The 24,095-nt window shown below is 55.8% G+C and carries 23 protein-coding genes; 10 read left to right on the forward strand and 13 right to left on the reverse strand.

What is annotated here, in order from left to right; translation table 11 throughout:
- Window positions 1–13: 13 nt before the first annotated feature.
- The 7 genes from rluF (at window position 14) to R1T46_RS04730 (ending at window position 5,709) form a co-directional block, all read left to right on the forward strand.
- Window positions 14–970 (forward strand): 23S rRNA pseudouridine(2604) synthase RluF, encoded by a 957-nt coding sequence (gene rluF / locus R1T46_RS04700; protein ID WP_126810976.1) that lies wholly within the window; start codon window positions 14–16, stop codon window positions 968–970.
- A 79-nt stretch (window positions 971–1,049) separates the two neighbouring features.
- Entirely contained in the window at window positions 1,050–1,682 is a 633-nt protein-coding gene (locus R1T46_RS04705) for a MarC family protein (RefSeq protein WP_036211528.1), read from the forward strand.
- Window positions 1,682–2,236 carry a gamma-glutamylcyclotransferase gene (locus R1T46_RS04710; protein ID WP_317307503.1) on the forward strand — a complete coding sequence of 185 codons (555 nt, stop codon included), beginning with the start codon at window positions 1,682–1,684 and terminating at the stop codon, window positions 2,234–2,236. The genes R1T46_RS04705 and R1T46_RS04710 overlap by 1 nt, the downstream gene beginning before the upstream one ends.
- A 183-nt stretch (window positions 2,237–2,419) precedes the next feature.
- Window positions 2,420–2,845 carry a hypothetical protein gene (locus R1T46_RS04715; RefSeq protein WP_317307504.1) on the forward strand — a complete coding sequence of 142 codons (426 nt, stop codon included), beginning with the start codon at window positions 2,420–2,422 and terminating at the stop codon, window positions 2,843–2,845.
- A gap of 533 nt (window positions 2,846–3,378) precedes the next feature.
- On the forward strand, window positions 3,379–4,197 hold the full coding sequence (locus tag R1T46_RS04720; RefSeq protein ID WP_317307505.1) for a TIGR04255 family protein: 819 nt from the start codon (window positions 3,379–3,381) through the stop codon (window positions 4,195–4,197).
- A complete protein-coding gene (locus tag R1T46_RS04725; protein WP_317307506.1) occupies window positions 4,187–4,870 on the forward strand; it encodes a hypothetical protein in 684 nt (227 codons plus the stop codon). Before R1T46_RS04720 ends, R1T46_RS04725 begins: the two co-directional genes overlap by 11 nt.
- Before the next feature lie 14 nt (window positions 4,871–4,884).
- Window positions 4,885–5,709: a hypothetical protein gene (locus tag R1T46_RS04730; RefSeq protein WP_317307507.1), complete on the forward strand. Its 825-nt coding sequence runs from the start codon at window positions 4,885–4,887 to the stop codon at window positions 5,707–5,709.
- Between the two features lie 235 nt (window positions 5,710–5,944).
- Here R1T46_RS04730 and R1T46_RS04735 read toward each other — a convergent pair whose 3' ends face one another.
- Window positions 5,945–6,607, reverse strand: coding sequence for a hypothetical protein (locus R1T46_RS04735; RefSeq protein WP_317307508.1), 663 nt, complete (start codon window positions 6,605–6,607; stop codon window positions 5,945–5,947).
- 509 nt (window positions 6,608–7,116) lie between these two features.
- Window positions 7,117–7,998: a DMT family transporter gene (locus R1T46_RS04740; protein ID WP_317307509.1), complete on the reverse strand. Its 882-nt coding sequence runs from the start codon at window positions 7,996–7,998 to the stop codon at window positions 7,117–7,119.
- Window positions 7,999–8,235: 237 nt separating this feature from the next.
- On the opposite strand from R1T46_RS04740, the gene R1T46_RS04745 reads away from it, so the two are divergent.
- On the forward strand, window positions 8,236–9,183 hold the full coding sequence (locus tag R1T46_RS04745; protein WP_075194667.1) for a LysR family transcriptional regulator: 948 nt from the start codon (window positions 8,236–8,238) through the stop codon (window positions 9,181–9,183).
- 14 nt (window positions 9,184–9,197) lie between these two features.
- Here the strand turns inward: R1T46_RS04745 and R1T46_RS04750 are convergent, their stop codons facing one another.
- From R1T46_RS04750 to R1T46_RS04780, 7 genes are all read right to left on the reverse strand, one after another.
- Complete coding sequence (locus tag R1T46_RS04750; RefSeq protein WP_007155124.1) at window positions 9,198–10,124, reverse strand: branched-chain amino acid ABC transporter permease; 927 nt, start codon at window positions 10,122–10,124, stop codon at window positions 9,198–9,200.
- Window positions 10,125–10,128: 4 nt separating this feature from the next.
- Window positions 10,129–11,019: a branched-chain amino acid ABC transporter permease gene (locus R1T46_RS04755; protein ID WP_007155125.1), complete on the reverse strand. Its 891-nt coding sequence runs from the start codon at window positions 11,017–11,019 to the stop codon at window positions 10,129–10,131.
- Window positions 11,020–11,064: 45 nt separating this feature from the next.
- Window positions 11,065–12,282 (reverse strand): ABC transporter substrate-binding protein, encoded by a 1,218-nt coding sequence (locus tag R1T46_RS04760; protein WP_036211487.1) that lies wholly within the window; start codon window positions 12,280–12,282, stop codon window positions 11,065–11,067.
- Between the two features lie 31 nt (window positions 12,283–12,313).
- Window positions 12,314–13,033: an ABC transporter ATP-binding protein gene (locus tag R1T46_RS04765; protein WP_041332967.1), complete on the reverse strand. Its 720-nt coding sequence runs from the start codon at window positions 13,031–13,033 to the stop codon at window positions 12,314–12,316.
- The gene (locus R1T46_RS04770; protein ID WP_007155128.1) at window positions 13,023–13,811 is read right to left on the reverse strand and encodes an ABC transporter ATP-binding protein; all 789 of its coding nucleotides are present in this window, start codon (window positions 13,809–13,811) and stop codon (window positions 13,023–13,025) included. The genes R1T46_RS04765 and R1T46_RS04770 overlap by 11 nt, the downstream gene beginning before the upstream one ends.
- Window positions 13,812–14,027: 216 nt before the next feature.
- Entirely contained in the window at window positions 14,028–16,535 is a 2,508-nt protein-coding gene (locus R1T46_RS04775) for an acyl-CoA dehydrogenase (RefSeq protein WP_041332969.1), read from the reverse strand.
- Window positions 16,536–16,674: 139 nt separating this feature from the next.
- Window positions 16,675–17,562: an AEC family transporter gene (locus R1T46_RS04780; protein ID WP_036211478.1), complete on the reverse strand. Its 888-nt coding sequence runs from the start codon at window positions 17,560–17,562 to the stop codon at window positions 16,675–16,677.
- Between the two features lie 205 nt (window positions 17,563–17,767).
- On the opposite strand from R1T46_RS04780, the gene R1T46_RS04785 reads away from it, so the two are divergent.
- Entirely contained in the window at window positions 17,768–18,940 is a 1,173-nt protein-coding gene (locus R1T46_RS04785; RefSeq protein WP_317307510.1) for a pyridoxal phosphate-dependent aminotransferase, read from the forward strand.
- A 5-nt stretch (window positions 18,941–18,945) separates the two neighbouring features.
- Here the strand turns inward: R1T46_RS04785 and R1T46_RS04790 are convergent, their stop codons facing one another.
- From R1T46_RS04790 to R1T46_RS04800, 3 genes are read right to left on the reverse strand one after another with little or no spacing between them, the layout of a single operon-like run.
- Complete coding sequence (locus R1T46_RS04790) at window positions 18,946–19,485, reverse strand: carbohydrate-binding protein (RefSeq protein ID WP_317307511.1); 540 nt, start codon at window positions 19,483–19,485, stop codon at window positions 18,946–18,948.
- Window positions 19,486–19,532: 47 nt separating this feature from the next.
- Window positions 19,533–20,456, reverse strand: coding sequence for a DMT family transporter (locus tag R1T46_RS04795; protein WP_317307512.1), 924 nt, complete (start codon window positions 20,454–20,456; stop codon window positions 19,533–19,535).
- A gap of 57 nt (window positions 20,457–20,513) precedes the next feature.
- Window positions 20,514–21,977, reverse strand: a complete 1,464-nt coding sequence (locus R1T46_RS04800; protein ID WP_317307513.1) for a succinylglutamate desuccinylase/aspartoacylase family protein — start codon at window positions 21,975–21,977, stop codon at window positions 20,514–20,516.
- Between the two features lie 221 nt (window positions 21,978–22,198).
- Between R1T46_RS04800 and R1T46_RS04805 the strand changes: the two genes are divergently transcribed.
- Window positions 22,199–22,357 (forward strand): YqaE/Pmp3 family membrane protein, encoded by a 159-nt coding sequence (locus R1T46_RS04805; RefSeq protein WP_007155136.1) that lies wholly within the window; start codon window positions 22,199–22,201, stop codon window positions 22,355–22,357.
- Between the two features lie 42 nt (window positions 22,358–22,399).
- On the opposite strand, the gene R1T46_RS04810 is transcribed toward R1T46_RS04805, so the two are convergent.
- Complete coding sequence (locus tag R1T46_RS04810; RefSeq protein ID WP_288352450.1) at window positions 22,400–24,037, reverse strand: MBL fold metallo-hydrolase; 1,638 nt, start codon at window positions 24,035–24,037, stop codon at window positions 22,400–22,402.
- Window positions 24,038–24,095: the final 58 nt, after the last annotated feature.

Raw genomic sequence — 24,095 nt, forward strand, 5'->3', positions numbered from 1 at the left:
AGACAGGACTCCCATGCCCGGCAAAAACTCCACCCGCCTCAACAAATACATCAGCGAGAGTGGCATGTGTTCCCGGCGGGAGGCCGACCGCTATATCGAGAACGGCAACGTTGCCATTAATGGCAAGGCGGCCCAGGTGGGCGATCAGGTGCTGCCCGGTGACAAAGTCACGGTGAACGGTCAGTTGATCGAGCCGCGAGACGAAGAGGACCTGATCTTTATCGCCCTCAACAAGCCCGTGGGCGTGGTCAGCACCACCGACCCGGCGGAGCGCCGTAACATCGTCAACCATGTGGGTCACGGTGAGCGGATCTTCCCCATTGGCCGACTGGACAAGGACTCCCAGGGGCTGATTTTCCTCACCAGCAACGGTGATCTGGTGAACAAAATCCTGCGCGCGGGCAACAACCACGAGAAGGAATACCTGGTCACCGTCAACAAGCCGGTGACCGCAGAATTCGTGCAGGGTATGAGCGCCGGGGTACCGATACTGGGTACGGTCACCAAACGCTGCCAGGTCGAAAAGGTGTCCCGTTTCGTGTTCCGTATTACCCTGGTTCAGGGCCTGAACCGACAGATTCGTCGCATGTGCGAGTTCTTTGATTACGAGGTCACGAAGCTCGAGCGTGTGCGCATCATGAATATCAGCCTCAAAGGACTAGCAGTCGGAGAGTGGCGGGATCTGGGGCCGAAGGAGCTGGCCGGGTTGTTTGACATGATCCGCGATTCGTCCTCGGAAGTGAGCCCCGAAACCCGTAGCGAAACGAAAAAGCCGGCGAGCAAGCGGCCTGGCAAAAAGCCCGGGACATCGCCATCGGGACCTCGTGGAAAGGGCGCAAAGGCAGGACAGTCCGGTCGGCCAGGAAAGCCCGCTGGAAAACACGGCAAACCCTCGCGCCCGGGAAAACCCGGCAAGCCGGGAAAGCCAGGAAAGTCACGCAAACCCAGGCAAAGCAGCGTTAAGCGCTAGGATACGTTCACTTCCGTACGGCACGAAGGCGCCACTGTCGCTATGCTATACCGTTTTTACCCCTGACCGGATATTCTGAATGTTTGAAGCGTTTATCAGTACCTACATCAGCAGCACGATCCGCTTTATGTTCCTGTTGGCGCCGTTTTTCGTGGTCACCATGTTTCTGGCGCTCACCCGGGGGCTGCCGGCGTCTGAAAAGCGTTCGATCATCCGCCGTTCCACCGTATCCGCAATGATTCTGGGGTTGGTACTGTTCTTTGCCGGGCCACTGCTGTTCAGTGCCATTGGCATTACCCTGAACTCGTTCCGGATCGGTGCCGGCAGCCTGCTGTTCCTGACCGCCATCAGCCTGGTCACCAGTGGTACCCGCAACCACGCCACCGGGCTGCCGGATGAAGACCGCGATGACATTGCCGTGGTGCCACTGGCGATTCCGGTGATGATAGGCCCTGCGACCATCGGTGCCATCCTGGTTTACGGGGCCGAGCTGAACGCTGTGCCGGAAGTGGCCGGAGGGCTTCTGGGGCTGGTGTCGGGGCTGGTTATCCTGGCGGTTCTACTGCACTTGTCCGGATACCTGGAAAAGGCGCTGGGTAAGACCGGGCTGAACATACTCTCCAAGATCAGCGGCCTGATTCTGTCTGCCATGGCGGCGGAAATTGTTCTAACGGGCATCGCTGGATTTATTGCTTCCACGTCGGCCTCCTGATGTCTTTCGATACCGTAGCGCACAATCGCAGTCGCCAGCAGTTTGACGGAGTGTCCTCCGTGTGGCTGTTCGGTTATGGCTCGCTGATTTACAAGGTGGACTTCCCCTTCCTTGAGCAGCAGCCGGCGACGATTGAAGGCTGTGCCCGACGTTTCTGGCAGGGCTCCCATGACCATCGCGGTACCCCGGAGGCTCCCGGGCGTGTGGTCACGCTGATCAGTCAGCCTGACGCGTCGTGTAAGGGTATGGCCTATCGGGTATCGCCAGAAGTGTTTGAGCACCTGGATGTGCGTGAGAAAAACGGCTATTTGCGCTTCAGCACACCCATGAGGTTCGATGATGGCAGTAGTGCGGAAGGCCTTGTCTACATTGCCACCGAAGATAATGAGGCCTTCCTTGGCCCCGCACCTTCCCTCGATATTGCCCGCCAGATTGCCAGTTCGTCTGGTCCGAGCGGTCCTAACAGTGAATATTTGTTTAAGCTGGCCGAGGCATTGAGAGCCCTTGGTGATCACGATCCCCACGTGTTCGAGCTGGAATCCCACCTGCGTTGATTCTGTCGTGACGGTCAGCCGGCCACGGCAACTGTAAAGACTGTCCGCGCCTGCGTAAAAGAAGTGCAAAGCCGTCGCCGATCGCCTGACTTTCCCCGGAAGTTCCGTACTCTGAAGTCAGGGAGCAGCCACAGAGTTTTCGTGGATGCTAATCCGGGATCTGAAAAGATCGGGAGAAGAGCGATGAAAGCATTTCTGATTGGCAGTTGTTTCGTTGGCCTGATAATGGCCACCAGCCCGGCTGTGGCAGACTCTGACAGGCGGGAGAACCACAGGGCAGGGTTCCACCAGAAAGTGGACCACGACAGGGGCATACCCCACCACAAGAAGCTTCTGTCATCCCGGCACCGCGATGCGGATGCACACCACGGCCACCGGGATCGCAAGCATGGCTGGAAAAACAAGCCTCACAACCGACACAAACACGGTTGGAAGCATAAGAAGTACCACCAGAAAAGGCATGGTTACCAACACCACTGGAACAACGATCGCCACTATTATCGGGACGACCGTGGTACCGGTTTTCGATTCTATTACAACAACAGCACCTCCCCCATGGAGTATCAGCTACTGCAGGGTGCTCAGTTACTGATTGACGTAACCCGTTGATCATCGGGTTGAAGCCTCTCACCGGCGCCTGTGAACGGCGCCGGCTCTTTAGTCCAATCATTATCAGCGGGGATTCTGCCTCAAAAAAAAGACCGCTTCTAAACAAAAGCGGACCTTTTTCTAGGCCGCGTGAACCCGTTACCTCCCTCTCAAATTCACTGGAAGACCTGGCGCTATAAGAATATGGCGAAACACCAACGGGCGGAAACCTCTTACCAGCGGTGCAACTAAAGCAGGGATGTTTACACTCGCAAACAGCAACGCGCTGCTTTCCGATATCCAAGCGCTGGTGGCGATTTCCGCAGTGATGATTTCCGGCGGAGGGGACTAGACTGCCTTGCCCCAAGCGCCGGTGAGGTATGGAAAAGAAGGGTGTATTTTGCGCAGCTACTTTATACAAACCTAGTGATTCTGAGCATTGTTAGTATTTACTAAAGTCGTGAGCCAGTTGATTGGTTTTGAGCTATGATAAGTGTAAAGTGACGTGTAAAGTATGCTAAAGCAACGTTTTTGCTATCAAGAGGCTGAATGTCATGGCTCAAGGCTATCGTAGAGGAGAGGTAAAGAATGCTCCCCTAATTTACGTATTTGCTATGATTAGAATACAGGATATTAGATCCTATGCGCGATATATGTCAGATGTCCAAGAGAACCTTCGCGACAAATTACCAAACTATTATGAGCAAAAAAGCAGCGATAAAAATATTCAAATTAACCAAGACGGAACGGTTAATACAATAACTAACGATAGAGTGAATTTTTATTTTTCTGACCTAGAAAACAAAAAAGGAATCATGGTCAAAGATGACCGCATAGTCTTGCATAGCACTTCATATACTAGGTTTGACGATTTTAGAGGGTTTTTCGAGCCTATAATCGAAGAAGTAAAGAGAACCATGAAAATTGCATACTATAAGGGGTCAGGTATACGTTACGTTGATCATGTCAAGCCTATAGGGGATGTTCGCATAAATGATATAGTTTGTGACGAGAGATTCCTTCCTAAGGTATTCGTGGATGACCAGAGTGGCGGTGCTAATGAGCAAAGCCAGATTGAATTATACAATGCTACTAAATTCGGTAATTTGATAGTCAGAGGTACTTATCTAAAGAAACAGCCTCCTGTTCATCCTTCGATTTTGAACAGTTATTCCGTAATAGGTGGCGATGAGTCAGTTGAGGAGACTCTAGTAATAGATACTGACCATGTTGATTATGAAAATAACCAAAAATTAAAGGAATTTGATGTTTCAAAGGTATTTGACCATATCGATGAACTTCATGAGGTTTGCCATAAGGTGTTTGAGGAAACGGTTAATATAGAGGCATTGGAGTCTGCTAATGACAACTAAAACTAATGGTCACAGCCCTTTTTCGGATGCTCGTGTTGGTGGAGGTCTTTTGGCCCTAATGGCATTTGCAGGTGCGACTGTTGTTACATCATCTGACAGCATCAGCAATGTCATGAACTCGCCTTGTGAGCAATTTGAATGCTCTCGAGAGAGTTTTGTGGCCAAGCTTTTTGATGATGCCTTTGCAAACCAAGAGCATTCCTCTTCTGAAGATAATCTGGAGTATTTTGATTATTCGTTGGTCAGAAATAATTCTCATTTGATCGTCCCCGACGTTTTAAATCGGCTCCTATCTGAGTTTGATTTGTCCAAAAAACTCCTTTCGGAAATTCTGGGTGTAGCAAGGCCCACTCTATATAGCTGGTTAAAGGGAGGTGCGATCGCTGATGAAAACTATGAACGTTTGATTGTAATTTCTGATCTCGTAGAGTTACTAGATAACTCTCATAGGTCGTCCCTTCCCAAGTTATTTAAAATGTTTGTCCCTAACGCGGGCGGCAAGAAATTCGTAGAGCTTTTTGGTGAAGCAGTAAAAGCGGGCGACAAGCATCAATTTCTTGCATCCTATTCGGAAGTTAAAGATAAGCTTGATAAAAGGATTCGCATCGATAAGCGAATTTCGAATAATTCTGATCTAGAGGGTGCGACGAACCAAGTTTCATCTTTTAGCTAGCGGGTAGCCATCTGATGTCTAGAGCAGATGCGATAATTGCAAACGGCTGGCTCCAGTGGGCTACTGTGGATGCCGAGGTCCTGCAGCAATACTGTGGTGACTTAGAACTGAAGGAAGAGTTTTATGTGCTAGCTACTCAATCTTGCGATCTTGCCCATGGTGATTTTAATAACGAACCTCATGCCGAGTTTATCGGGTTTTCCCTGATTTCTCAGGTTCGGCCAGAGTTATCGAAGGCCAGTAACAGTAGAGCTTTAGATGTGGAGATGACCGTTTCCGCAGAAGTGAAATGTTTGGGTTTCCGCATGCGCGAGAGATTTTTCGTACGGCGAGAGCTGCTTGAGAATTTTTCTCCTACGCATCCTTTTCATCTAAGCGGGAACGTGTGCACTCAGTTGACGACCTGGCTTGCGGCAAGATATTACCGCCCTTCGTTCTCAGATGACTTTAATGATCACTGGAAGAAAGTGATTGGTAAGATCAAGGAGAAAGTTAAAAAGGCTTATGATCGATTTGGTGACGTTATCACTGGTGTTTTTCTTGGTGTAGCAGATGATAACGACGCTCAGGATTTTAGTGCGTCTTGGATCATCGTGTATAGTCAAGCGAGGCTGCCCGTTGGTCAAGGCGCTGACGACTTGATGGAGTTCTTTGAGTCTTGGGAAAGCATTTTGAGTAGTTATATGGATGATAATGGCTTTGATGGTGTTGTATCTATCCAATCGACCGCTGAGATTACTCTCAGTGAATTGGAGAATCATAAAAGAATTTTCTTGGATGATATGTGTTTTCGCGGTGATGGTGCTGGGGATGTTGAGCACCAAATGGATGGGCGCTAAAGACCAATTCATATCAGTAGTAGCGGATGAGTGGACTTACTCTGATACGTGTGACCCACCTTAGCCTCAAACTGAGTCCGTCGAACTCGGGCCTGAACGTTCGCTTTGCGACCAGCGCTCAATTTATGGAATCAATCTCCGGCCACTTGATGGTGTCATGACCAAAGGGAAATACCCGGCGGCCAAAACTCTTTACCTATGTCACCGTAAACTGGCCGCAAGTAGTCGGCCTCAGCTAATGCCCGAGTTCGATGTGCACTTTCCTCATGTGTCTCCGTAATTTCTTTTTGGACACCTTACAGCCGCAAACGCTGCACTTTACCATCTCGCGTTTCTTCAGTTTTTTCTGATCAGTTTTTTTAAGAGGCTGTATCTTGGGGGGTGGTATTTTGTATCCAAATTTATCGGCATCGTAGAGCCAAAAGAGATAATCCGGCTCATAGAAGGGCCAGATGGTGTCTTTTGCTCTGTCGAGCACGCATAGCTTTCCCAAGAGAAATCCGGCGTTGTTTTTGACTCGAACCTCGGTGGATTCGAGTTCGGCAGATTCCAAGACGATGTCTGTATAGTTTCGATTCGCCTCTACACACGTTCTTTTGACAATACCAATCTCTAGATTGCTGCCTTCAGCAAGCTCCAGTGATGTCTTATCGGTAACCAATGCTGGACCATCGAATTCTGACGTTTTATCTTCCGGATAAAAGCAACCGTGCTTGTACCAAGGCCATCCCAGCGGAGGGTCTAGCCAGACACTGCCGCCGTTGTGACGAATAAAGAAAACCTCATCTCCGCACTCTGGACATTTTGTGCTAAAGCAAGTGCTCTCGGTTGCGGTGTTGTATCCAGAGAAATCATTTACGCTAGAGCTGGAGCCGATACAGCCTCCGTCAAAATGCATCGGAATGCATCTGCCATTAGCGTATCTAAATTCAACTGGATTACCGCACTTGCTACAGATACTCATTGCGGGCCCTAAGCACAGATTTGAGGTGTCTTCGAGAAATTTGATGCAATTTCTGCGTGTTGTACCAGCACGTTAGCAGTGATCTCAAATAGATTCGAAAAATTGATTCGCTGATTACAGTGAAGTGGGAAGTAAGTTTCGAATATTTTGAGAGTTACCCGTGGAGGTGATCTTCCATGGCCAAGAGGGCGATAAGGGCTCAAAAGAGCTGAGGCGGTATTTAGCGGACTTACCCTGCTATGAATGGAACTCAAAAGCTGAAGATGGAGATCGGATCTGAATGTCCGCTTTGCGACCGTAGCTTCAGTTCCGTATCTTGGCCAATCAAACTTTGGAACGCCGCATTCAGTTTCGTGTGACCTACGAAGCTGAGGAGTAACCGCAGGATTAGGTCCATCAGATGGGCGCAGGTTACTCCTTGGTATCTCTATGGACTGAACGCGTCAACTATTCACCGGCTGAGGCTGCAATACCCGGCGACTCCGATGACGTGAACGCAACCCCACCATGATAAGTGGCACCACAATCATGGCACTGCCCACGGCGAACCAAAGGTCGGGCATTTCATTGAAACCTATCCATCCAATTAGTACCGCCCAGATCAGGCCGGTGTATTCGGCGCTGGTCACCTGGTTGGCATCCACCTGCTGGTAGGCCAGCAACACGGTGATGTTGTAGCCCAGAATAAACAGGGCAGATCCCAGGGCGCTGATGAGTATGGAGCTGTCCCAGGCGGCGCCTTCCCATAAGGCCAGTGCGCCGGCAGCCGGGATGATCAGCGCGTAATTCAGGAACAGCTTGTGAACGGTGGACTGCTGCTTCGGCAGTTTACGCACCATTACAGCGTTGATGGCCAGTGCAAAGGCGGAGGCCAGTGCGGCGATGGCCGCCCAGTTGAATTCTACTGGCCGCAGGATAACGACGATGCCGCCAAATCCGCTGAAGACGGCAAAGACGCTCAGCGGGGTCAGCTTTTCCCGGAACAGCATGACGGACAGCACCATGACCAGGATGGGAGCTGCGTAGAACACGGCGTTGGCGGTGGCCAGCGGCAGATTGCCGAGGGCAACAACCATGCACAGGATGCCAGCCAGGTGTATGTGGGCCCGCACGGCGTGGACCTTGATACCGGAAAACAGGTGTTTCCGGTTGAGTTGGCCGGCCAGGGGCAGTAGCAGCAACAGGGTGATGACGCAGCGCAGGAAGGCAAACTGGAATACGGGGGCGCCGGGTTCCAGCAGTTTGATGAACACATCGCTGATCAATGCCATGGCGTTGCCGATCACCAGCAGAAGGATTGCACTGTTTACGGTTTTGCCTGACATGATTTCGGCTCCTCTTGGTTGTGCTCCGACATCGGAGTTGTAGCCCTGCACACCACCCTTTCCAAAACACGCTCCTTCGGCACATCCATGTGACGCTTGGACTCCGCCATCCATGGCTCCGTACAGTTTTGGAAAGGGTGGTGTGCAGGGCTCCCTGAATCTTGTGGTGGTGAGTCTAGTGGTGTATTACTATCCGATAAAATGATCTTTAATCACTTATCATTAGAAATTTAGATAATGAAGCTTCCACCTCTCAAAGCCCTACCCGTCTTCGAAGCCGTTGCCCGGCTGAACAGCTTTTCGCTGGCGGCGGAGGAGCTGGCGGTCAGTCAGAGTGCGGTCAGTCACCAGATCAAGCAGTTGGAAACTTATCTCGGTGAGAAACTGTTCTGGCGCAGTGGCCGCACTCTGACGTTGACCGACGAAGGCCGGCAGTATCTGGATGGCGTGGGGTCGGCGTTGTTGCAGATTGAACGGGTGAGTGAGCAGTTGCTGGGCCATGAGGAGTCGCGGTTACGGTTGTCGGTGTTCAGTTCATTTGCGGTGCGCTGGCTGGTGCCGCGGTTGCCGGATTTGCAGCGGGAGTATCCGCAACTGGATCTTTCCCTGGAGATGAGCAGTGAGAACCCGGTGCTGTCCGACCGGGTGGCGGACTGTTTTATCACTATCAAGCCGTCTTCCGCGGCATTCAGTTATGAGTTGCTGTATACCGAGCGGCTGTTTCCGGTGTGCAGCCAGGATTACTGGCAGCGCATCCGTCGGGAACTGGGGCGGGATTCAGAGGTTGAGGGAAGGGATGAGCCAGAGTTGTCGCCAGAGGAGGTGTCACGGTTTCCTTTGCTTTCTACCCACAGCATTTTCGACAAGGCCGCCGGTGACTGGGAGGCCTGGTATCGGGCGGTGGATCAGAAGATTCCCGGTACGGCGCGGATACAGCACTTCAGCCACATGTTGCTGGCTCTGGAGGCGGCCCGTTTTCATCAGGGCATCGCACTGACCAACGATTACATGCTGAGCACACGGCAGGATTCCGGCGATTTTGTCCGTTTGCCCAGTCACTCGGTGATGACGGGCGACAAGTTCTATTTCGCCTGGAAAACCAGCCGTCGGCGGGAGCGTGGGCTGCAGGTGTTGCGTCGCTGGCTGGTGGATGAGGCTATCCGAGGCGGCTTGCGGGGCGAGTAACAAGCCCCGGCGGCCTATTTATCCGCTTTTTTCTTCAGCAGCCGATGCTGTATTTCACCGACGATACCGCGGCGGAATACCATCACGCAGACGACGAACACAGTCCCCAGGATCACTTGCACCCAGGAGCCGAATGCCGACAGTTCATGGCTCAGGGCGCCGACGGTAATCGCGCCCAGTACTGGCCCGAAGATGGTGCCAAGGCCTCCCACCAGTGTCATCAGGATGACTTCCCCGGAGGTTTGCCAATGCGCATTGGTCAGTGCGGCAAACTGGAATATCACGGCTTTTGTGGCACCGGCGGTTCCGGCGAGTGTGGCGGAAATGATAAACGCCAGTAGCTTGAAATGGTCGACGTCGTAACCGAGCGAGAGTGCTCTGGATTCGTTTTCCCGGATGGCCTGGAGGACCTCGCCAAAGGGGGAGTTGATGGTTCGGTGGATAATGGCGAAACCAATCATGAATACCGCAAACACAAAGTAGTACATGGCGATTTCGTTGTTGAGGCTGATGAAGCCGAAGAGTTCGCCACGGGGAATGCCCTGGAGACCGTTTTCACCTCCGGTGAACGGCATCTGAAGCGCCAGAAAGTAGATGATCTGCGCCAGCGCCAGGGTCACCATGGCAAAGTAGATGCCCTGTCGGCGGATGGCGAGGAAGCCGAATATCGTGCCGAGAATCAACGCAAACCCGGTGCCGGCAAGAATGCCGAATATCGGCCCGAATCCCCATTCTTTGGTGACATAGCCGGTAATGTACGCGGCACCGCCGAAGAAGGCGGCGTGCCCGAACGACAACAGACCAGCGTAGCCGAGCAGCAGGTTGAAGGCGCAGGCGAAGAGCGCGAAGCACAGAAGGTCCATCACAAAGACCGGGTAGGCATAGAAGGGCGCGCCAAGGCCGGCGACCAGCATGATGATAAACAGAACGCGGTTGATCATGGCCTTACTTCTCCTTACCGAATAAGCCCGCAGGGCGGAACAGCAGCACCAGCACCATCAGGAAGAAGATCACGGTGCTGGCCGCTGGCGGGTAGAACACTTTGGTAAGGCCCTCAATCAAGCCCAGCGCAAGCCCGGATAGAATGGCGCCCATAATCGAGCCCATGCCGCCGATCACCACCACGGCAAACACGACGATGATCAGATCCGCCCCCATTAACGGGCTGACCGAATAGATCGGCGCGGCCAGTACACCTGCCAGGCCGGCTAGGCCGGCCCCGAAGGCGAAGGTGAGGGTGATCATCAGTGGCACATTCAGGCCAAACGCCTGGGTCAGGTCCGGGTTCTCGACACCGGCGCGCAGCCGTGAACCCAGTTTGGTGTGTTCGATGACGTACCAGGTGGCAAAACAGACCACCAGGGAGAAAATGATGGCGAACAGTCGGTAGGTCGGGAAGTACATGAACCCGAGGTTTACCACGCCACTGAGACTTTCCGGTTGCCCCGGATAGGGTGTGCCGGAAACGTTGAAGTAGTTGGCAAACAGGCCCTGCAGGATCAGCGTGATACCGAACGTCAGCAGCAGGCCATAGATGTGGTCAAGGTCATAGAGACGCTTGAGCATGAAGCGTTCAATGGTCACACCCAGAATACCGACGATCAGGGGCGCCACCAGCAGTGACGCCCAGAATCCGATCTGAAGGCTGATACCGAACCACTGCTCCAGCAGAGAGTAGCCAATCAGTGCGATAAAGGCACCCAGCATGTACATGGCACCGTGGGCAAAGTTGATGATATTCAGCAGCCCGAATATCACCGCGAGCCCGAGGCTCAACATGGCGTAAAACACACCCACATTCAGCCCAAGCAGCGCCTGGGCCAGTATGACCTGCATCGACACGTTGGCTATCTCCCCTGAAGCAGTGGTTAATCGGCGTGGTTAGTTAACCAGCGAACACTTGGTGTCTTCCAGCGAGATATAGGCCTGATCCGCAGGGATCTTCGAGACTACCCGCAGCAGGTCCCATTCCTCACTGGCTTCGTCCGGCTTCTTCACTTCCACCAGATACATGTCGTGGAGCATGGAGCCGTTGGGCAGAATCTTGCCCCCTTTCACGAACATGTCGTTAAGGGTCATGTCGCCCAGTTCGGCACGAACGGTATCGCTGTCGTCAGAACCGGTGGCTTTGACTGCTTTCAGGTAATTGGTGACCGCCGAGTAAACGCCGGCATGAACCATGGTGGGCATGGCGTTGTGGCGTTCATAGAAGCGGCGGGACCAGGCTTCGGTCTCGTCGTTCTGGTTCCACACGAAGGCGGTGGTGAACTGCAGGCCCTGGGCAATGTCCAGCCCCATGCTGTGGACGTCGGTGATGAATACCAGCATGCCGGCCAGTTTCTGTCCGCCCTGTACGATGCGGAATTGGTTGGCCTGTTTGATGGCGTTCACCGTGTCCTGGCCGGCATTGGCCAGGCCAATGACATCGGCTCCGGAAGACTGGGCCTGGAGCAGGTAGGAGGAGAAATCGTTGGTGGACAGTGGCGCATTGACGTTACCGACCACCTCGCCACCGAGACTTTCCACCACGGCGCCGGTGTTGTCCCGCAAAGAGTGGCCGAAGGCGTAATCGGCGGTAATGAAGAACCAGCTTTCACCGCCGTTCTTGACCATCGCCGTAGCAGTACCAACCGGCAACGCGTGGGTGTCGTAGACGTAGTGAATACCGTAAGGCGTGCACTGTTCTTCTGTCAGTGCTGTGGTGCCGGCGCCGGTGTTCATGGTGATGATTTTCTTGTCGTTGGCCAGGCCCTGAACGGACAAGGCAACGGAGGAGTTGTCGAGGGCGGTGATCATGTCCACCTCTTCCGCATCGATCCATTCCCGGGCGGTACTGGCGCCGATATCCGGCTTGTTTTGGTGATCCGCGGAAATGATCTCAATGGGTTTGCCCATCACCGAACCGCCAAAATCCTCGACCGCCATTTTGGCGGCAGTCACCGCGCCCGGCCCTTCGAGGGCCTTGTAAACGCCGGACATGTCACTGAGGACACCGATTTTTACTTTGCCGTCGGTCAATTCGGCCGCTGCCGTGAGGGGCATTGCCAGGGTAGCCGCTGCCACGGCGCCTGCCAGTCCAGATTTCCAGTGCTTGAACATGGTGGGATTCCTTTTGTTATTAGATTCGGGTTCAGACACTCAGGTGCCTGTTCAACTGCTCTTTCTTGGCCTCGAGATCGGCCGCTTCTATCTGCTCAACCACTCGTCCGTGCTCAATCACATAGTGTCGGTCGGCCAGCGGAGCGGCAAAGCGGAAGTTCTGCTCAACCAGAATGATGGTGAATCCCCGGTCACGCAGTTTGCGGATGACATCATCCAGGGATTTGAGGATAACCGGCGCAAGCCCTTCGGTGATCTCGTCCAGTAACAGGAGATTGGCGCCGGTACGAAGGATGCGGGCAATGGCCAGCATCTGTTGCTCGCCCCCGGAGAGCTTGGAGCCCTGGCTTTTGCGGCGCTCTTCAAGATTCGGGAACATTTTGTAGATCTCGTCCGCGGACATCCCGCCATCGGCCACCACGGGGGGCAGCTCGAGGTTCTCGTCCACGTTGAGAGACGCAAAAATCCCCCGCTCCTCGGGGCAATACCCCAGCTTGCCAACGTGGGCAATGCGGTGGGTGGGCATGTTGATGATTTCGGTGCCGTGGATCTTGATGGAGCCGGTGCGTTTGCTGACCAGCCCCAGAATCGACTTGAGCGTGGTCGTGCGTCCGGACCCGTTGCGGCCAAGCAGGGTAATCACCTCGCCTTCCCGCAGAGTCAGATCGAGGCCATGGAGAATGTGGGATTCGCCGTACCAGGCGTGAAGATTCTCGATTTTGAGCATTTCCGGGCGTTGATCAGGCTGCATCGGTGGTTCCCATGTAGGCTTCCATGACGGCGGGGTTGGTCGATACCGTGTCGTAGTTGCCTTCAGCCAACACCTCCCCGCGGTTCAGGACGGTGATGGTGTCGGCCAGCGTGGACACCACATTGAGGTTGTGCTCAACCATCACGATGGTTCTGCCATCCACCACCTTGCGAATCAGCTCGGTGACCGTGCCTACGTCCTCTGAACTCATGCCCTGGGTGGGTTCATCAAGCAGCATGAGCCTGGGTTTGAGTGCAATGGTGGTGGCAATCTCCAGCGCCCGCTTCTGTCCGTAGGCGAGTTCCACCGCCTTGGTATCGGCAAAGGGCCCCAGGCCGACCTGTTCCAGGGTGGCCTGGGCTTCTTCATTCAGTTGATCAAGAATTCGTACCGGCCGCCAGAAGTGATAGGAAATGCCCAACTTGCGTTGCAGGGCGACCCGAACGTTTTCGCGGGCAGAGAGGTGGGGAAATACCGCCGAAATCTGAAAAGAGCGAATCAGCCCCTGCTGGGCAATACCCGCGGGGCGCGCGTTGGTAATGTCTTTGCCAGCGTAGATAATCTGCCCGGCGCTGGGCTTGAGGAATTTGGTCAACAGGTTGAAAAACGTCGTTTTTCCGGCCCCGTTCGGGCCTATCAACGCATGTATGGAGCCTGTCTTGACGTTGATGCTGACGTCACTGATGGCGGTAAAGCCTTTGAAATCCTTGGTCAGGTTCCTGGTTTCAAGGATGGTTGAGGATGGTTGTGTCTGCTCGCCTACAGCCTGCTCTTCCACGGAAAGACACCCCTTTCAATTCAGGTGAGCGGCGCTGATGCCGCGTGTTTTTATTCGTTGTTGTGACAGCTGGTTTTTTGAAAGGTCGCAAATACAGCTATTTGAACCGACATTCAGTAATAGTTGGCGAATGTGGATTCTGTCAAGAATGGGAGAGGGGAACAGTGGGGGAGACACGCCCCGTTCAGGGCGTGCCTTTAGTGGTTATTCCAGTGGTTATTCTTCGTCCCGTGGCGGGCGTTCGACCACTTTGCGCTTACCCTTGGCACACCGGGACAGGGCTTTCAGCCCGTCGGCTTCGAAGGCATCCACGCGGATGACATCGTAGAGTGCTTCCAGTGCCTCAAGAAGTTTGTCGCATTCGTCTTTCTGAACAACGCCCTGCTCGCAGGCCCAGTCCACCAGTTCCTTACGCTGGTGCCCCATCAGCAGGTCGATACCGCCCAGCTCGTCTTCATCCCGATTGCGCAGGGCTTCATGCAGGCGATCGCGCATGTCCTTGGTTTCATTGGCCAGCCGGTAGGCGTTCAGTACACGGCCCAAAGGGTCGTCCGGATCGGTATTGATGTAACTGCCACGGCTGATGCGCTGGCGTAGCGGCGTATCGTTCACAATGCTGGCGGCCACCTCCGTGCCCAGGGCGTCGTCCGGGCCGTTGAGGCCGGTGGCGCCCAGAGGGAACACCAGCATCCGCAGCGGCCAGCGCAACAGCGGAACCGGGAAGTTGATGATCAGCTCGCGCATGGATGTCTTGAGGTCGCGCAGACTGGTCTGAAGGCACCATTCCACCAGCGGCCGCTGGTCTTCCGGATAGCCTTCCTCGTGCCATTGCTTGATCACCGCCGTGGCGTAATACAGGTGTACAAGGCAGTCCGCCATCCGCCCGGACAGGCGCTGACGTGCCTTGAGGCCGCCACCAACCGTGAGCAGGGTAACGTCGGTCATCAGGGCAAACGCGGCCGAGAACCGGGCAAGCTGGCGATAGCTGGACTGGATGTTACCCTGGCGGGGCACGGTTTCCAGCAAGCCGCCGCTCAGTGCCAGCACTAACGAGCGTAACGCGTTGCGGGTGGTGTGGGCGATATGGCGGTAAAAGATGCCGTCGAACTTCTCGACCGCCGCCTTTTTATCGTCCATGCCCGCTGCTTCGATTTCTTCAACAATAAACGGGTGACAACGGATGGCACCCTGGCCGAACACCATCAGGCTGCGGGTCAGGATGTTTGCGCCTTCCACCGTGATACCGATGGGCACCGCCTGGTACGCCCTGGCCAGGAAGTTGCGGGGGCCGGTAATAACACCGCGGCCGGCAACCACGTCCATGGCATGGTTGATCACCGTGCGCATCAAGTCGGTATTGCGGTACTTGAGCACCGCTGACGGCACGGAGGGGCGTACACCCCGGTCCAGCATGCCGGATGTCAGTAATCGGGCGGCATCCATCATGTAGGTGTAGCCGGCGATGGGCTCCAGCGCTTCCTGAACCCCCTCAAACTGGCTGATGGAGCGGCCGAACTGTTCCCGGGTCAGGGCATAGGAGCCTGTGGCCATGCTGGCCACTTTGCCAGCGCCGGTGCCCAATGCGGGCAGGGAGATGGAACGGCCGATGGACAGGCATTCCAGCAGCATTTTCCAGCCTTTGCCCAACATGTCCTGGCCGCCAATCACCTGATCCATGGGGATAAACACGTCGTTGCCCCAGGTCGGACCGTTCATGAACACGGTATTCATTGGCAGGTGACGGGCGCCGGAGTGAACCCCTTCCAGGTCCTGTGGAACCATCACGCAGGTAACGCCGATGTCGTCGGAGTCGCCCAGTAGTTTGTCCGGGTCGTAGACCTTGATGGCCAGGCCAATCAGCGTCGCCACCGGTGCCAGTGTGATGTAGCGCTTGTTCCAGGTGACTTTCAGGCCCAGTACTTCCTCGCCATTCCACTGGCCCTTACAGACGATGCCCTTGTCCGGAATAGCTCCGGCGTCAGAACCGGCGACCGGCGACGTCAGCGCAAAGCAGGGGATTTCCTCGCCGCCGGCCAGCCGCGGCAGATAATGTTCTTTCTGGGCATCGGTGCCGTATTCCATCAGCAGCTCGCCCGGGCCAAGCGAGTTGGGCACCATGACGGTCACAGCGGCGGATACGCTGCGGGTGGAAATCTTCATCACGATCTCGGAGTGGGCGGTGTGGGAAAAGCCCTTGCCGCCCTGTTCCTTGGGAATCATCAACCCGAAGAAGCCATTCTCGCGAATGAACTTCCAGACCTTGTTGGGCAGGTCGTACTCTTCGTGGGTGATTTTCCAGTCATCCAGCATGCCGCACAGCTTCTCGACCGGCCCGTCGAGGAACGCCTGTTCTTCGCTGGAGAGGTGGGCCGGTTTGGCATCGAGCAGTTTCGACCACTTGGGTTGCCCGGAGAAAAGCTCGCCATCCCAGTCTACGGTACCTGAGCGCAGGGCCTCGGCCTCGGTATCCGAGAGCTTCGGGAGCCGGCCGCGCACCCAGTTCAGCAACGGAGCGCTGAACTTCTCGCGCCGCAAGTCACCTGGGAGCACCAGCACCAGGCTGAGAGCAAGCAGCCCGCCACCAAACAGTATACTGAGGATGTGCCAGCCATCCTGAAACAGCCCGACGACCGTTGCAATCACAAGCACGGTGGCGGCAGTGGTGCCACCGATGCCAAGATAGATCAGTACCAGCGCACTGATCAGTAGAAGCAGAACACTCATGGGCGGATCTCCATATCGAGAAGAAATTCAACCTGAATCGTTCTTACCTTCGGCCAAAGCCAGAGAGGTTGCAAGCGCTTGCGTTAGTGATCTTGACGCACCGGCGAGGATTCCGACATTGATCGTTATCTGAAGCGGTTCATACATAGCCGGCTGTAAAGACCAGGCCCAGCACAATCGGCATCACCACAAGGCTTCCGAGGTTACTCATAAGCACCAGTGAGGCTACTTTATGAGGTTCCTGTTGATACTGCTCCGCCAGCATGTAGTTCAACACAGCAGAGGGCATGGCGGCGAAGACCCACAAAGCAGCTATCTGCAGGCCCGGCAGATCCAGAATCGCTATCATTGGCCAGGCAAGAATCAACCCGGATGCAGGCGCGGAAATAGCGCCCAGAACCCCGAGTTTCCAGTCGCTGAAATCCACATCCAGCATGCGAACACCAAGCGTAAAGAGCATGAGCGGGATACACACTCCGCCTAGCATGTTCAGGGTTTCCAGCAGCCATTGTGGCATGGGTACGCCACCGAAGTTGACGGTAAGGCCGGCGATACTTGCCGCAATAACGGGTATGCGAAGCCGTCTGATGATCGACGTGTGCGGGTCCAGCATGTAGATGCCCACCGTAAAGTGCAGCAGCATTTCCACGACAAATAGGACAACGGCCGCGGGCAGGGCTGCCTCGCCGAACGCAAATACCAGTACGGGAATGCCCATGTTGCCGGAATTGTTGAACATCATCGGCGGCAGGAAGGTTTTAAGGTTCAGGTTCAGAATCCTGGCCAGCGGATAGAGGACGATGCCGGAACCCAGAACGACCACCGTTGCCGCCAGAGCCAGGCTGGTGTAATCCTGCAGCGGAGCCTGTTGATCAGCCAGAACCGCGAACACCAGCATGGGGACGAATAGCTCCATATTGAGGGTGTTCAGGCCTTTGATGTCTGGAGTGCGATATCGGCCGTAAAGGGCACCACAACCGGCGATCAGAAAGACCGGCAACATCGTGGACAGGATCTGGGCAAGCATTCAGGGGCTCCGAGGGTCGATCAGGGTAAGCAAATAACTCGTTAGGTTCGCAATTATACCGGGTTCCAGGCAAGTAAAACCTGTGGCCTTGCGACCAAAGATAACCCCTTCCATAAGCTGGGGAAGCAGCGCCCAACTTGCACGGATTGTAACGACTGCCACAGAATAACCTTGCCTAACTCACCATCCTAGCGGAGAGCCACTTGTGCCTGAGACCTTTGACCAGCCTGTTGAGCGGGAAAACACCTGTTCCGTAAAATTTGACGCCCGCAAAGCGGTATTCGGCAAAGATGACGTTATCCCCCTGTGGGTGGCGGATATGGACTTTCCAGCGCCGGAAGCGGTGACCAGGGCTCTGGAAGAACGGGCAAGGCACCCGGTATACGGTTATACACTGTTTCCGGAGAGCCTGTACCAGTCGGTGATTGACTGGTTTGAACATCGGCATGGCTGGGTCATTGAGCGGGAATGGTTAATGATGGCTCCGGGGGTGGTGCCTTCGCTGCACGCGGCGGCACTGGCGTTTGCCGGCGAAGGTGAAGGGGTGATAATACAGCCTCCGGTTTACCCGCCTTTCTTCAGTGCCATTCGGAAAACCGGTCGTGCGGTGATTGAAAACCCGCTGGAACAGGTGGATGGCCGTTATCAGATGAATCTCGAACACCTTGAGGCCTGTGCAGCGCGGGGCGATGCCAGAGTGTTGCTGCTGTGCTCGCCCCATAACCCGGTGGGAAGGGTGTGGAGCGAAAGCGAGCTCAGGGAGGTATTGGCCATTGCCAGGCGCCACAACCTGGTGGTGCTGTCGGATGAGATTCATTGCGACCTCACCTATCCGGACAAGCCTGCCCATCATGTACTGGCGAAACTGGCCGATGAGGAACAGGCCCTGATTACCACCGTAGCGCCCAGTAAATCCTTCAATATGCCCGGTCTGGGCTTGTCGGCGCTGGTGGTGAGGAATCCAGAGCATCGGAAGTTATTGAAAGACGTGTTCGACGCCATGCACATGAACCAGTGCAATCCCTTCAGTATCGCCGGCTTCGAGGCCGGGTATCGCCAGGGTGGCCCATGGCTGGACGAACTCATGATCTACCTGCAAGGCAATCGTGACAGGGTGATGGACTACATCCGCCAACACCTGCCTGACATCCGGGTAACGGAGCCGGAGGGCACCTACTTGTTGTGGCTGGACTGCCGGGGCCTGGGCATGAGCGACGCGGAACTGAAACGGTTCTTTGTGCAGGAAGCGGGTATTGGCATGAACCCGGGCATCACCTTTGGTGAGCCCGGCAGCGGGTTCATGCGTATGAATATTGGTTGCCCGCGCCGGGTTCTGGACACGGCCCTGGAGCAGATCCGGCAGGCGCTGAATAAATAACCGGATCAGTCGGCGTTTTCAGCGCCGTTACTGCAGGGATCGTCTACTGGCTGCCAGTGAGGCGGCTGGCTCATGGCTGGCATCTGGCCGTTGCTGGGGCGTATGGCGCGGTAAGTCTGCCCTTCGTGTATGGCCATCTGGCCCACGGTATAGCTGCCGCCAAAGCTCCATCGCCCGGGTTCTTTGCAGGCCTGTGGGCGCTCGTTGGGCGTTTTTACGGGCGTTTCGCCGGCGTCGGCCGGTGCCTGAGGTTGGTGGTTCACCCCACCTTCCGATTGGCGCTCAGCAACGTTGCTGTCATCACGACCGACCCCGCAATCAGGCACTGACGCCAGTCTTTCCCATTCGAAATCCGCACCGGGTGTTTTACCCTCGTGGAGTTCGCGGGACTGGTACCAGTCACCCTGGTGAAACACTGTCTGTCCCGGTGGGTAATAGCGGCTCGGTATCCAGGTATTTTCCTCAGGATCGCAGGGGGCAGCGACCGCTGGGGTGTTGAAAGCCGCCAGTATCAGTACGCCGGCCCATCTGAAGCGCCTTGTCATGCCATTGACCATGAATGCCTGCCTTGTCGATATTTGTTGTTGGGTGCTCAACGGTATTTGCGGCGAAGTTCGGTGGTTCGGGTGGCCAGGAACAGTCCGGCCAGAATCAGAAGGCCGCCAATGACATGGAACAGGCCCAGGCGTTCCCCGAGGAAAATGCCCGCCATCACCGACGCAAATACAGGGGTGAGGTACATGAAGATGGCCGCTTTTGCAGGACCAATCCGATGCACCCCATGATTCCAGAACGCGTAAGCCAGAATACCGGGGAAAATTGCAAAATACATCATGGGCAGCGCGGTTGATGCGTTCAGCTCGAATCCACCTGAGAAGAACAGTAGGTCCACCAGGAAAAACGGCAAGATCACCATAGTGCCGCAGGCGATCTGGACGGTCAGAAAGGTCAGTGGGGCCAATGGTACCGCCTGGCGGCGAAGCAGTACTGAGAACAAGCCCCAACTGGATACCGCCAGTACCATGATCAGATCACCGGGTTGCGCCCGCAAACCGGTCAGCACTGAGAGGTCTCCCCGCGCCACAACCGCCAGGATGCCCAGTACCGCCAGCCCGATGCCGAGAGCCTGAATGGGGCGTGTGCGATCTCCCAACAGCAACCAGGCCAGTAACGCCACCATGATGGGTATGGTGGCGTTAATCAGCGCGATGTTGGTGGCCGTGGTGGTCACCGCGGCAAAATAAAGCAGCGAGTTGAACGCCGCCACACTGAACGTGGCGAGTGCCAGTATCGACAGTGCGTGTTCGCGGATGACCCGGCGCTGGCGCCAGACCCCCGGCAGCCCGAAGGGCAGGAGTATCGTCAGGGCTATCACCCAGCGCCAGAACGACATGGACAGGGGAGGAATCTCGCCAACCACACTTTTGGCCACCACGGCGTTGCCCGCCCAGAACAACGGGGTCAGGACCAGGCCGGTGTAGGCCAGCCATAGTGGTTTAGAGGTTTCAGAAGACACGCCAGCTCCCGTCTGAATTTCTGGTTCCGTGATAGATTCCAGGAACCCGACAGGATACTACTCTCCAGGCACTTCTGCCTCCGTACCAACGTGGTAGGCGGCAAAACCGGCCATGACCACCTGATCCACCGCCATGCCGATAATTCGGCCGCTGCTGCGGGCGCGGATGGGATGCTGGGCGTTGGTGATGGGATCCGAAACATAACCCAGGATTTCACCTTCAGAAACCTTGGCCCCCAGCTTGGTTTCGCTGAACAGAATGCCGCCGTGTTCGGCCCGTATCCACTCGGAATCGTAATAGACGGGTTCCGGGTCTCCCCAGACGAACATCCTTGAGATCATGCCTTCCTTGTCCATCAGACTGGTCAGGCTGTTCACCCCGGCCTTGATCTGGTGCTCCTGGATTCGCAGTGATTCACCGGCCTCCATGGTGACGGACCGGATGCCGGCTTCGACAGCGGCGTGACGAAGCATGCCGGTGGTGCCGGTACTGTGGACGACTGCCATGCGGTCAAATCCACGGGTGAGTTCCGCCACTTCCGGGTTATTCATGTCCGCACGCAGTTGGGGCAGGTTGGTGCGCTTGAGAGACCCGGTGTGGATATCCACCAACATGTCGCAATGACGGATTACGTTCTCGAACAGCGAGTGGGCAATGCGGTCCGCCAGGCTGCCATCGGTGCTGCCGGGGAAGTGACGATTGAGGTCACGGCGGTCGGGCAGGTAGCGGCTGCCTTGCTGGAAACCCGGCAGGTTGACGATGGGAATGCCGATCACCCGGCCGGAGAGCTTGTCTGGCTCCAGGTCGTACATGGTGCGGCGGATGATCTCGATGCCGTTGAGTTCATCACCGTGAACGGCCCCGGTCAGGCATAGGTTAGGGCCGGGTTTGGAGCCATTGACCACCAGAACCGGTGTTGGTTGCGACAGGCCGGCAATCTGTATGGCAGGGGACCAGGCCAGGCGAGTTGAGGTTCCGGGCAGAACCTCGGCACCGAGCATTTTCAGGCTGGTGGCCTTTTCGGGTTCCGTCACCTCAGCAGACTCTTCCACGCCGTTTTCATCGGTCGCCGTTGCGGGGTCTGCGCCCTGGGCAGTGGGTTTGGGCTGATCCACCGTTGCGTCGGGCTTCGAAGGTTCGGGCTCCGAAGTCTTCGACTCCGCTGGTTCAGCGGGCTTTGGAGGCGGCGCCACCTCCTTTAAATCAACATTGGGGGCCACTTCTTCCACGGCTGGTTCTGCCGTGGAATCTGGTGTTTTATCCTGTGAGGCGAGCTCCTCATCGGATTTCTGAGTGGTGTCTGCTTTACCGCTATTCTTTTTCGGTTCAGACGAGCGCAAGGGTTCCGAATGCTCGACATCCTCAACACTCTCGTCCTCGGCAAGCTCCGCGACGAGCATCTCCGTGTTATCGGAGTCATCGGACTTGTTTGCGTAGACGGCAGGGATTGCGACCAGGCTGCCAGTCAGGGTAAACATCAGGCCAGCGCGAAACAGATGTGTCAGCCAGCGATACAGCATAATTCCTCTCGAGTCTTCAGCCAGTTTGAGGCTCGTTGTCCGATCTGTGAAAACGGTACAAGGATAGAGACCCCATTGTTTCATGAATACGGCTGTGACAAAGGTTTAATGCCACTTTCATGAACTCATTGTGTAATTCCGCAAAATGACCTATTCAAAGAGGTTACAGGATGCGGATTGCAGTTCTGTATCCGTTATACGTTCGATGGAGGATAAACTGTATGGATCTTTTGCGAGTTCTGGTTGCGATTTTGTTACCGCCGTTGGGCGTCTTTTTACAGGTGGGGATTGGCAAACACTTCTGGATCAACATCCTGTTGACGATTCTCGGTTACATTCCCGGTATCGTGCACGCCGTCTGGATCATCGCGAAAAAATAGGCCGCCCCTGAGCAGGAACCAAGTGTCTGTGAGGGGCGGGCTTCAAATGTCGGGAGTGGTGCGCCAGATGTCGCCTTCTCGCGCAGCCCGGCCATCTGCCTCCAGTTTTAGCAGGTGCGCCAGCGCGGAGCGGGCGGCGACGCCATGGATCGCCGCTGGAACATCGTCATAGGCCTTTGCGGTCAGATCTTTCAGGCTGGCCGGGGCGAGGCTTTTCAGCACCCTGACAACCTTGTGCTCCCGTGCCAGACGATGCGTGATGAGATAATCGATCACCGATTCGGGGCGTGCCATCAGGAAACCGTGGGCAGGCGCTATGTAACGCACGGACTCGGCCAGCAGGTCGTACAGCGACTCCAGGTAGGCCTTCATGTCACCGTCTGGCGGATTAATGACCACGGTGGAGCCCTGCATGATGTGGTCTCCGGAAAACAGCAGCTCTTGTTCCAGGAGCAGATAGCAAAGATGGTTGGAGGCATGCCCCGGGGTGTAAAGGGCTTTCAGGGTGCCAGCCTCGGTGACGATCAGGTCACCATTCACCGGCTCTACATCCGGCGAAAACGTCTGGTCCTGGGCCGGGCCTTCGGGAGCCAGCTGGCCGTAAACGCGACAGCCGGTTCTTGCCTTCAGTGCCACTGTTGCCGGCGAGTGGTCCTGGTGGGTATGAGTGACCACCACTTGATCAATCGCTCCACCAGTGAATTCCAGAATGCGCTCAATATGCGTTGCGTCGTCCGGGCCGGGGTCCAGTACCGTAAACCGTTTGTGGCCAAGCACATAGGTGTTGGTGCCGGGGCCGGTCATCATTCCCGGGTTTGGCGCTGTCAGGCGAACCACACCGGCCGCCACCTCCACCGGTTTCCCGGGAACAATGTCCGCGTGTGTAGAGCCTGCACCCTCCGGGTCCAGCTTGACCGCTTCGTCATAGGCGGGTGCCCCCGGCTCCAGCATCGTGGTCCTGTCTTTCTTGACCGCCGGCCACGGCTTGTTGGGATAGGGCTCCGGCGGATTAGCGTGGACATAGCGCATGAGGGCTTCCGTGGTGCCGAACTCCGCCAGTATCCGCAGCGTCCCAATGGTTGGTAATCCTAGCAGGCGGCGGCCACTGCGATGATCTTCCAGGGCTTCCGCCGGGCTCAGCCAGACGTGGTCAATGGTTTCATTGCCGTCATGACTTGCCCGTTGCCCTTCCGGTGCCACTGCAATGAAGAAGCGTGTATCAAAGCGCCGGGGAGGTCCCGGCGGTGTCACCCAGTGCCCGAGGTAGCCCAGACGGTCCAGGGGAATGGTGAGGTTATAGCGATGGCACAGTTCCGCCAGGGTTAACTCACCTTTAAACAGAGCTTCGCGGTCGCTGTGAATGGGATGGTCATGAGTCAGCGCAGCACCTTTTTCATCAACGGCTAACAGAATGCCCGCTTCCTCAAAACACTCCCGGACAGCCGCAAGCATGTAGTCGGCGCCACCTTCATCCATGGCCATTGTCTGGCTGATTTCAGTGTCAGCCCGCCCGATTGCGTGGGCCCGCCCATTATTTTCCTGATCGTCGACAGAACCACCGGGAAAGACAAAATAGCCCGGCATGAATACCGCGTCCCAGGTTCGTTGCAGCAGCAGGATCTTTGGACCTTCAGCAGTGTCTTTGGTCAAAACCAGCGTGGCAGCAGGGCGAATATCCATGGAGTGTCCGTTGTTTTCACATAGTGGTGCGCGCCAGATTCCTGGGCGGGGATCGGGA

Source organism: Marinobacter salarius (assembly GCF_032922745.1).
GTDB lineage: Bacteria > Pseudomonadota > Gammaproteobacteria > Pseudomonadales > Oleiphilaceae > Marinobacter.

What these genes read in the sequence shown, in the direction of transcription:
- rluF (WP_126810976.1), top strand. Translation starts at nt 14, where the DNA reads ATGCCCGGCAAAAACTCCACCCGCCTCAACAAATACATCAGCGAGAGT.
- R1T46_RS04705 (WP_036211528.1), top strand. Translation starts at nt 1,050, where the DNA reads ATGTTTGAAGCGTTTATCAGTACCTACATCAGCAGCACGATCCGCTTT.
- R1T46_RS04710 (WP_317307503.1), top strand. Translation starts at nt 1,682, where the DNA reads ATGTCTTTCGATACCGTAGCGCACAATCGCAGTCGCCAGCAGTTTGAC.
- R1T46_RS04715 (WP_317307504.1), top strand. Translation starts at nt 2,420, where the DNA reads ATGAAAGCATTTCTGATTGGCAGTTGTTTCGTTGGCCTGATAATGGCC.
- R1T46_RS04720 (WP_317307505.1), top strand. Translation starts at nt 3,379, where the DNA reads ATGGCTCAAGGCTATCGTAGAGGAGAGGTAAAGAATGCTCCCCTAATT.
- R1T46_RS04725 (WP_317307506.1), top strand. Translation starts at nt 4,187, where the DNA reads ATGACAACTAAAACTAATGGTCACAGCCCTTTTTCGGATGCTCGTGTT.
- R1T46_RS04730 (WP_317307507.1), top strand. Translation starts at nt 4,885, where the DNA reads ATGTCTAGAGCAGATGCGATAATTGCAAACGGCTGGCTCCAGTGGGCT.
- R1T46_RS04735 (WP_317307508.1), bottom strand. Translation starts at nt 6,607, where the DNA reads ATGCATTTTGACGGAGGCTGTATCGGCTCCAGCTCTAGCGTAAATGAT.
- R1T46_RS04740 (WP_317307509.1), bottom strand. Translation starts at nt 7,998, where the DNA reads ATGTCAGGCAAAACCGTAAACAGTGCAATCCTTCTGCTGGTGATCGGC.
- R1T46_RS04745 (WP_075194667.1), top strand. Translation starts at nt 8,236, where the DNA reads ATGAAGCTTCCACCTCTCAAAGCCCTACCCGTCTTCGAAGCCGTTGCC.
- R1T46_RS04750 (WP_007155124.1), bottom strand. Translation starts at nt 10,124, where the DNA reads ATGATCAACCGCGTTCTGTTTATCATCATGCTGGTCGCCGGCCTTGGC.
- R1T46_RS04755 (WP_007155125.1), bottom strand. Translation starts at nt 11,019, where the DNA reads ATGCAGGTCATACTGGCCCAGGCGCTGCTTGGGCTGAATGTGGGTGTG.
- R1T46_RS04760 (WP_036211487.1), bottom strand. Translation starts at nt 12,282, where the DNA reads ATGTTCAAGCACTGGAAATCTGGACTGGCAGGCGCCGTGGCAGCGGCT.
- R1T46_RS04765 (WP_041332967.1), bottom strand. Translation starts at nt 13,033, where the DNA reads ATGCAGCCTGATCAACGCCCGGAAATGCTCAAAATCGAGAATCTTCAC.
- R1T46_RS04775 (WP_041332969.1), bottom strand. Translation starts at nt 16,535, where the DNA reads ATGAGTGTTCTGCTTCTACTGATCAGTGCGCTGGTACTGATCTATCTT.
- R1T46_RS04780 (WP_036211478.1), bottom strand. Translation starts at nt 17,562, where the DNA reads ATGCTTGCCCAGATCCTGTCCACGATGTTGCCGGTCTTTCTGATCGCC.
- R1T46_RS04790 (WP_317307511.1), bottom strand. Translation starts at nt 19,485, where the DNA reads ATGACAAGGCGCTTCAGATGGGCCGGCGTACTGATACTGGCGGCTTTC.
- R1T46_RS04800 (WP_317307513.1), bottom strand. Translation starts at nt 21,977, where the DNA reads ATGCTGTATCGCTGGCTGACACATCTGTTTCGCGCTGGCCTGATGTTT.
- R1T46_RS04805 (WP_007155136.1), top strand. Translation starts at nt 22,199, where the DNA reads ATGGATCTTTTGCGAGTTCTGGTTGCGATTTTGTTACCGCCGTTGGGC.
- R1T46_RS04810 (WP_288352450.1), bottom strand. Translation starts at nt 24,037, where the DNA reads ATGGATATTCGCCCTGCTGCCACGCTGGTTTTGACCAAAGACACTGCT.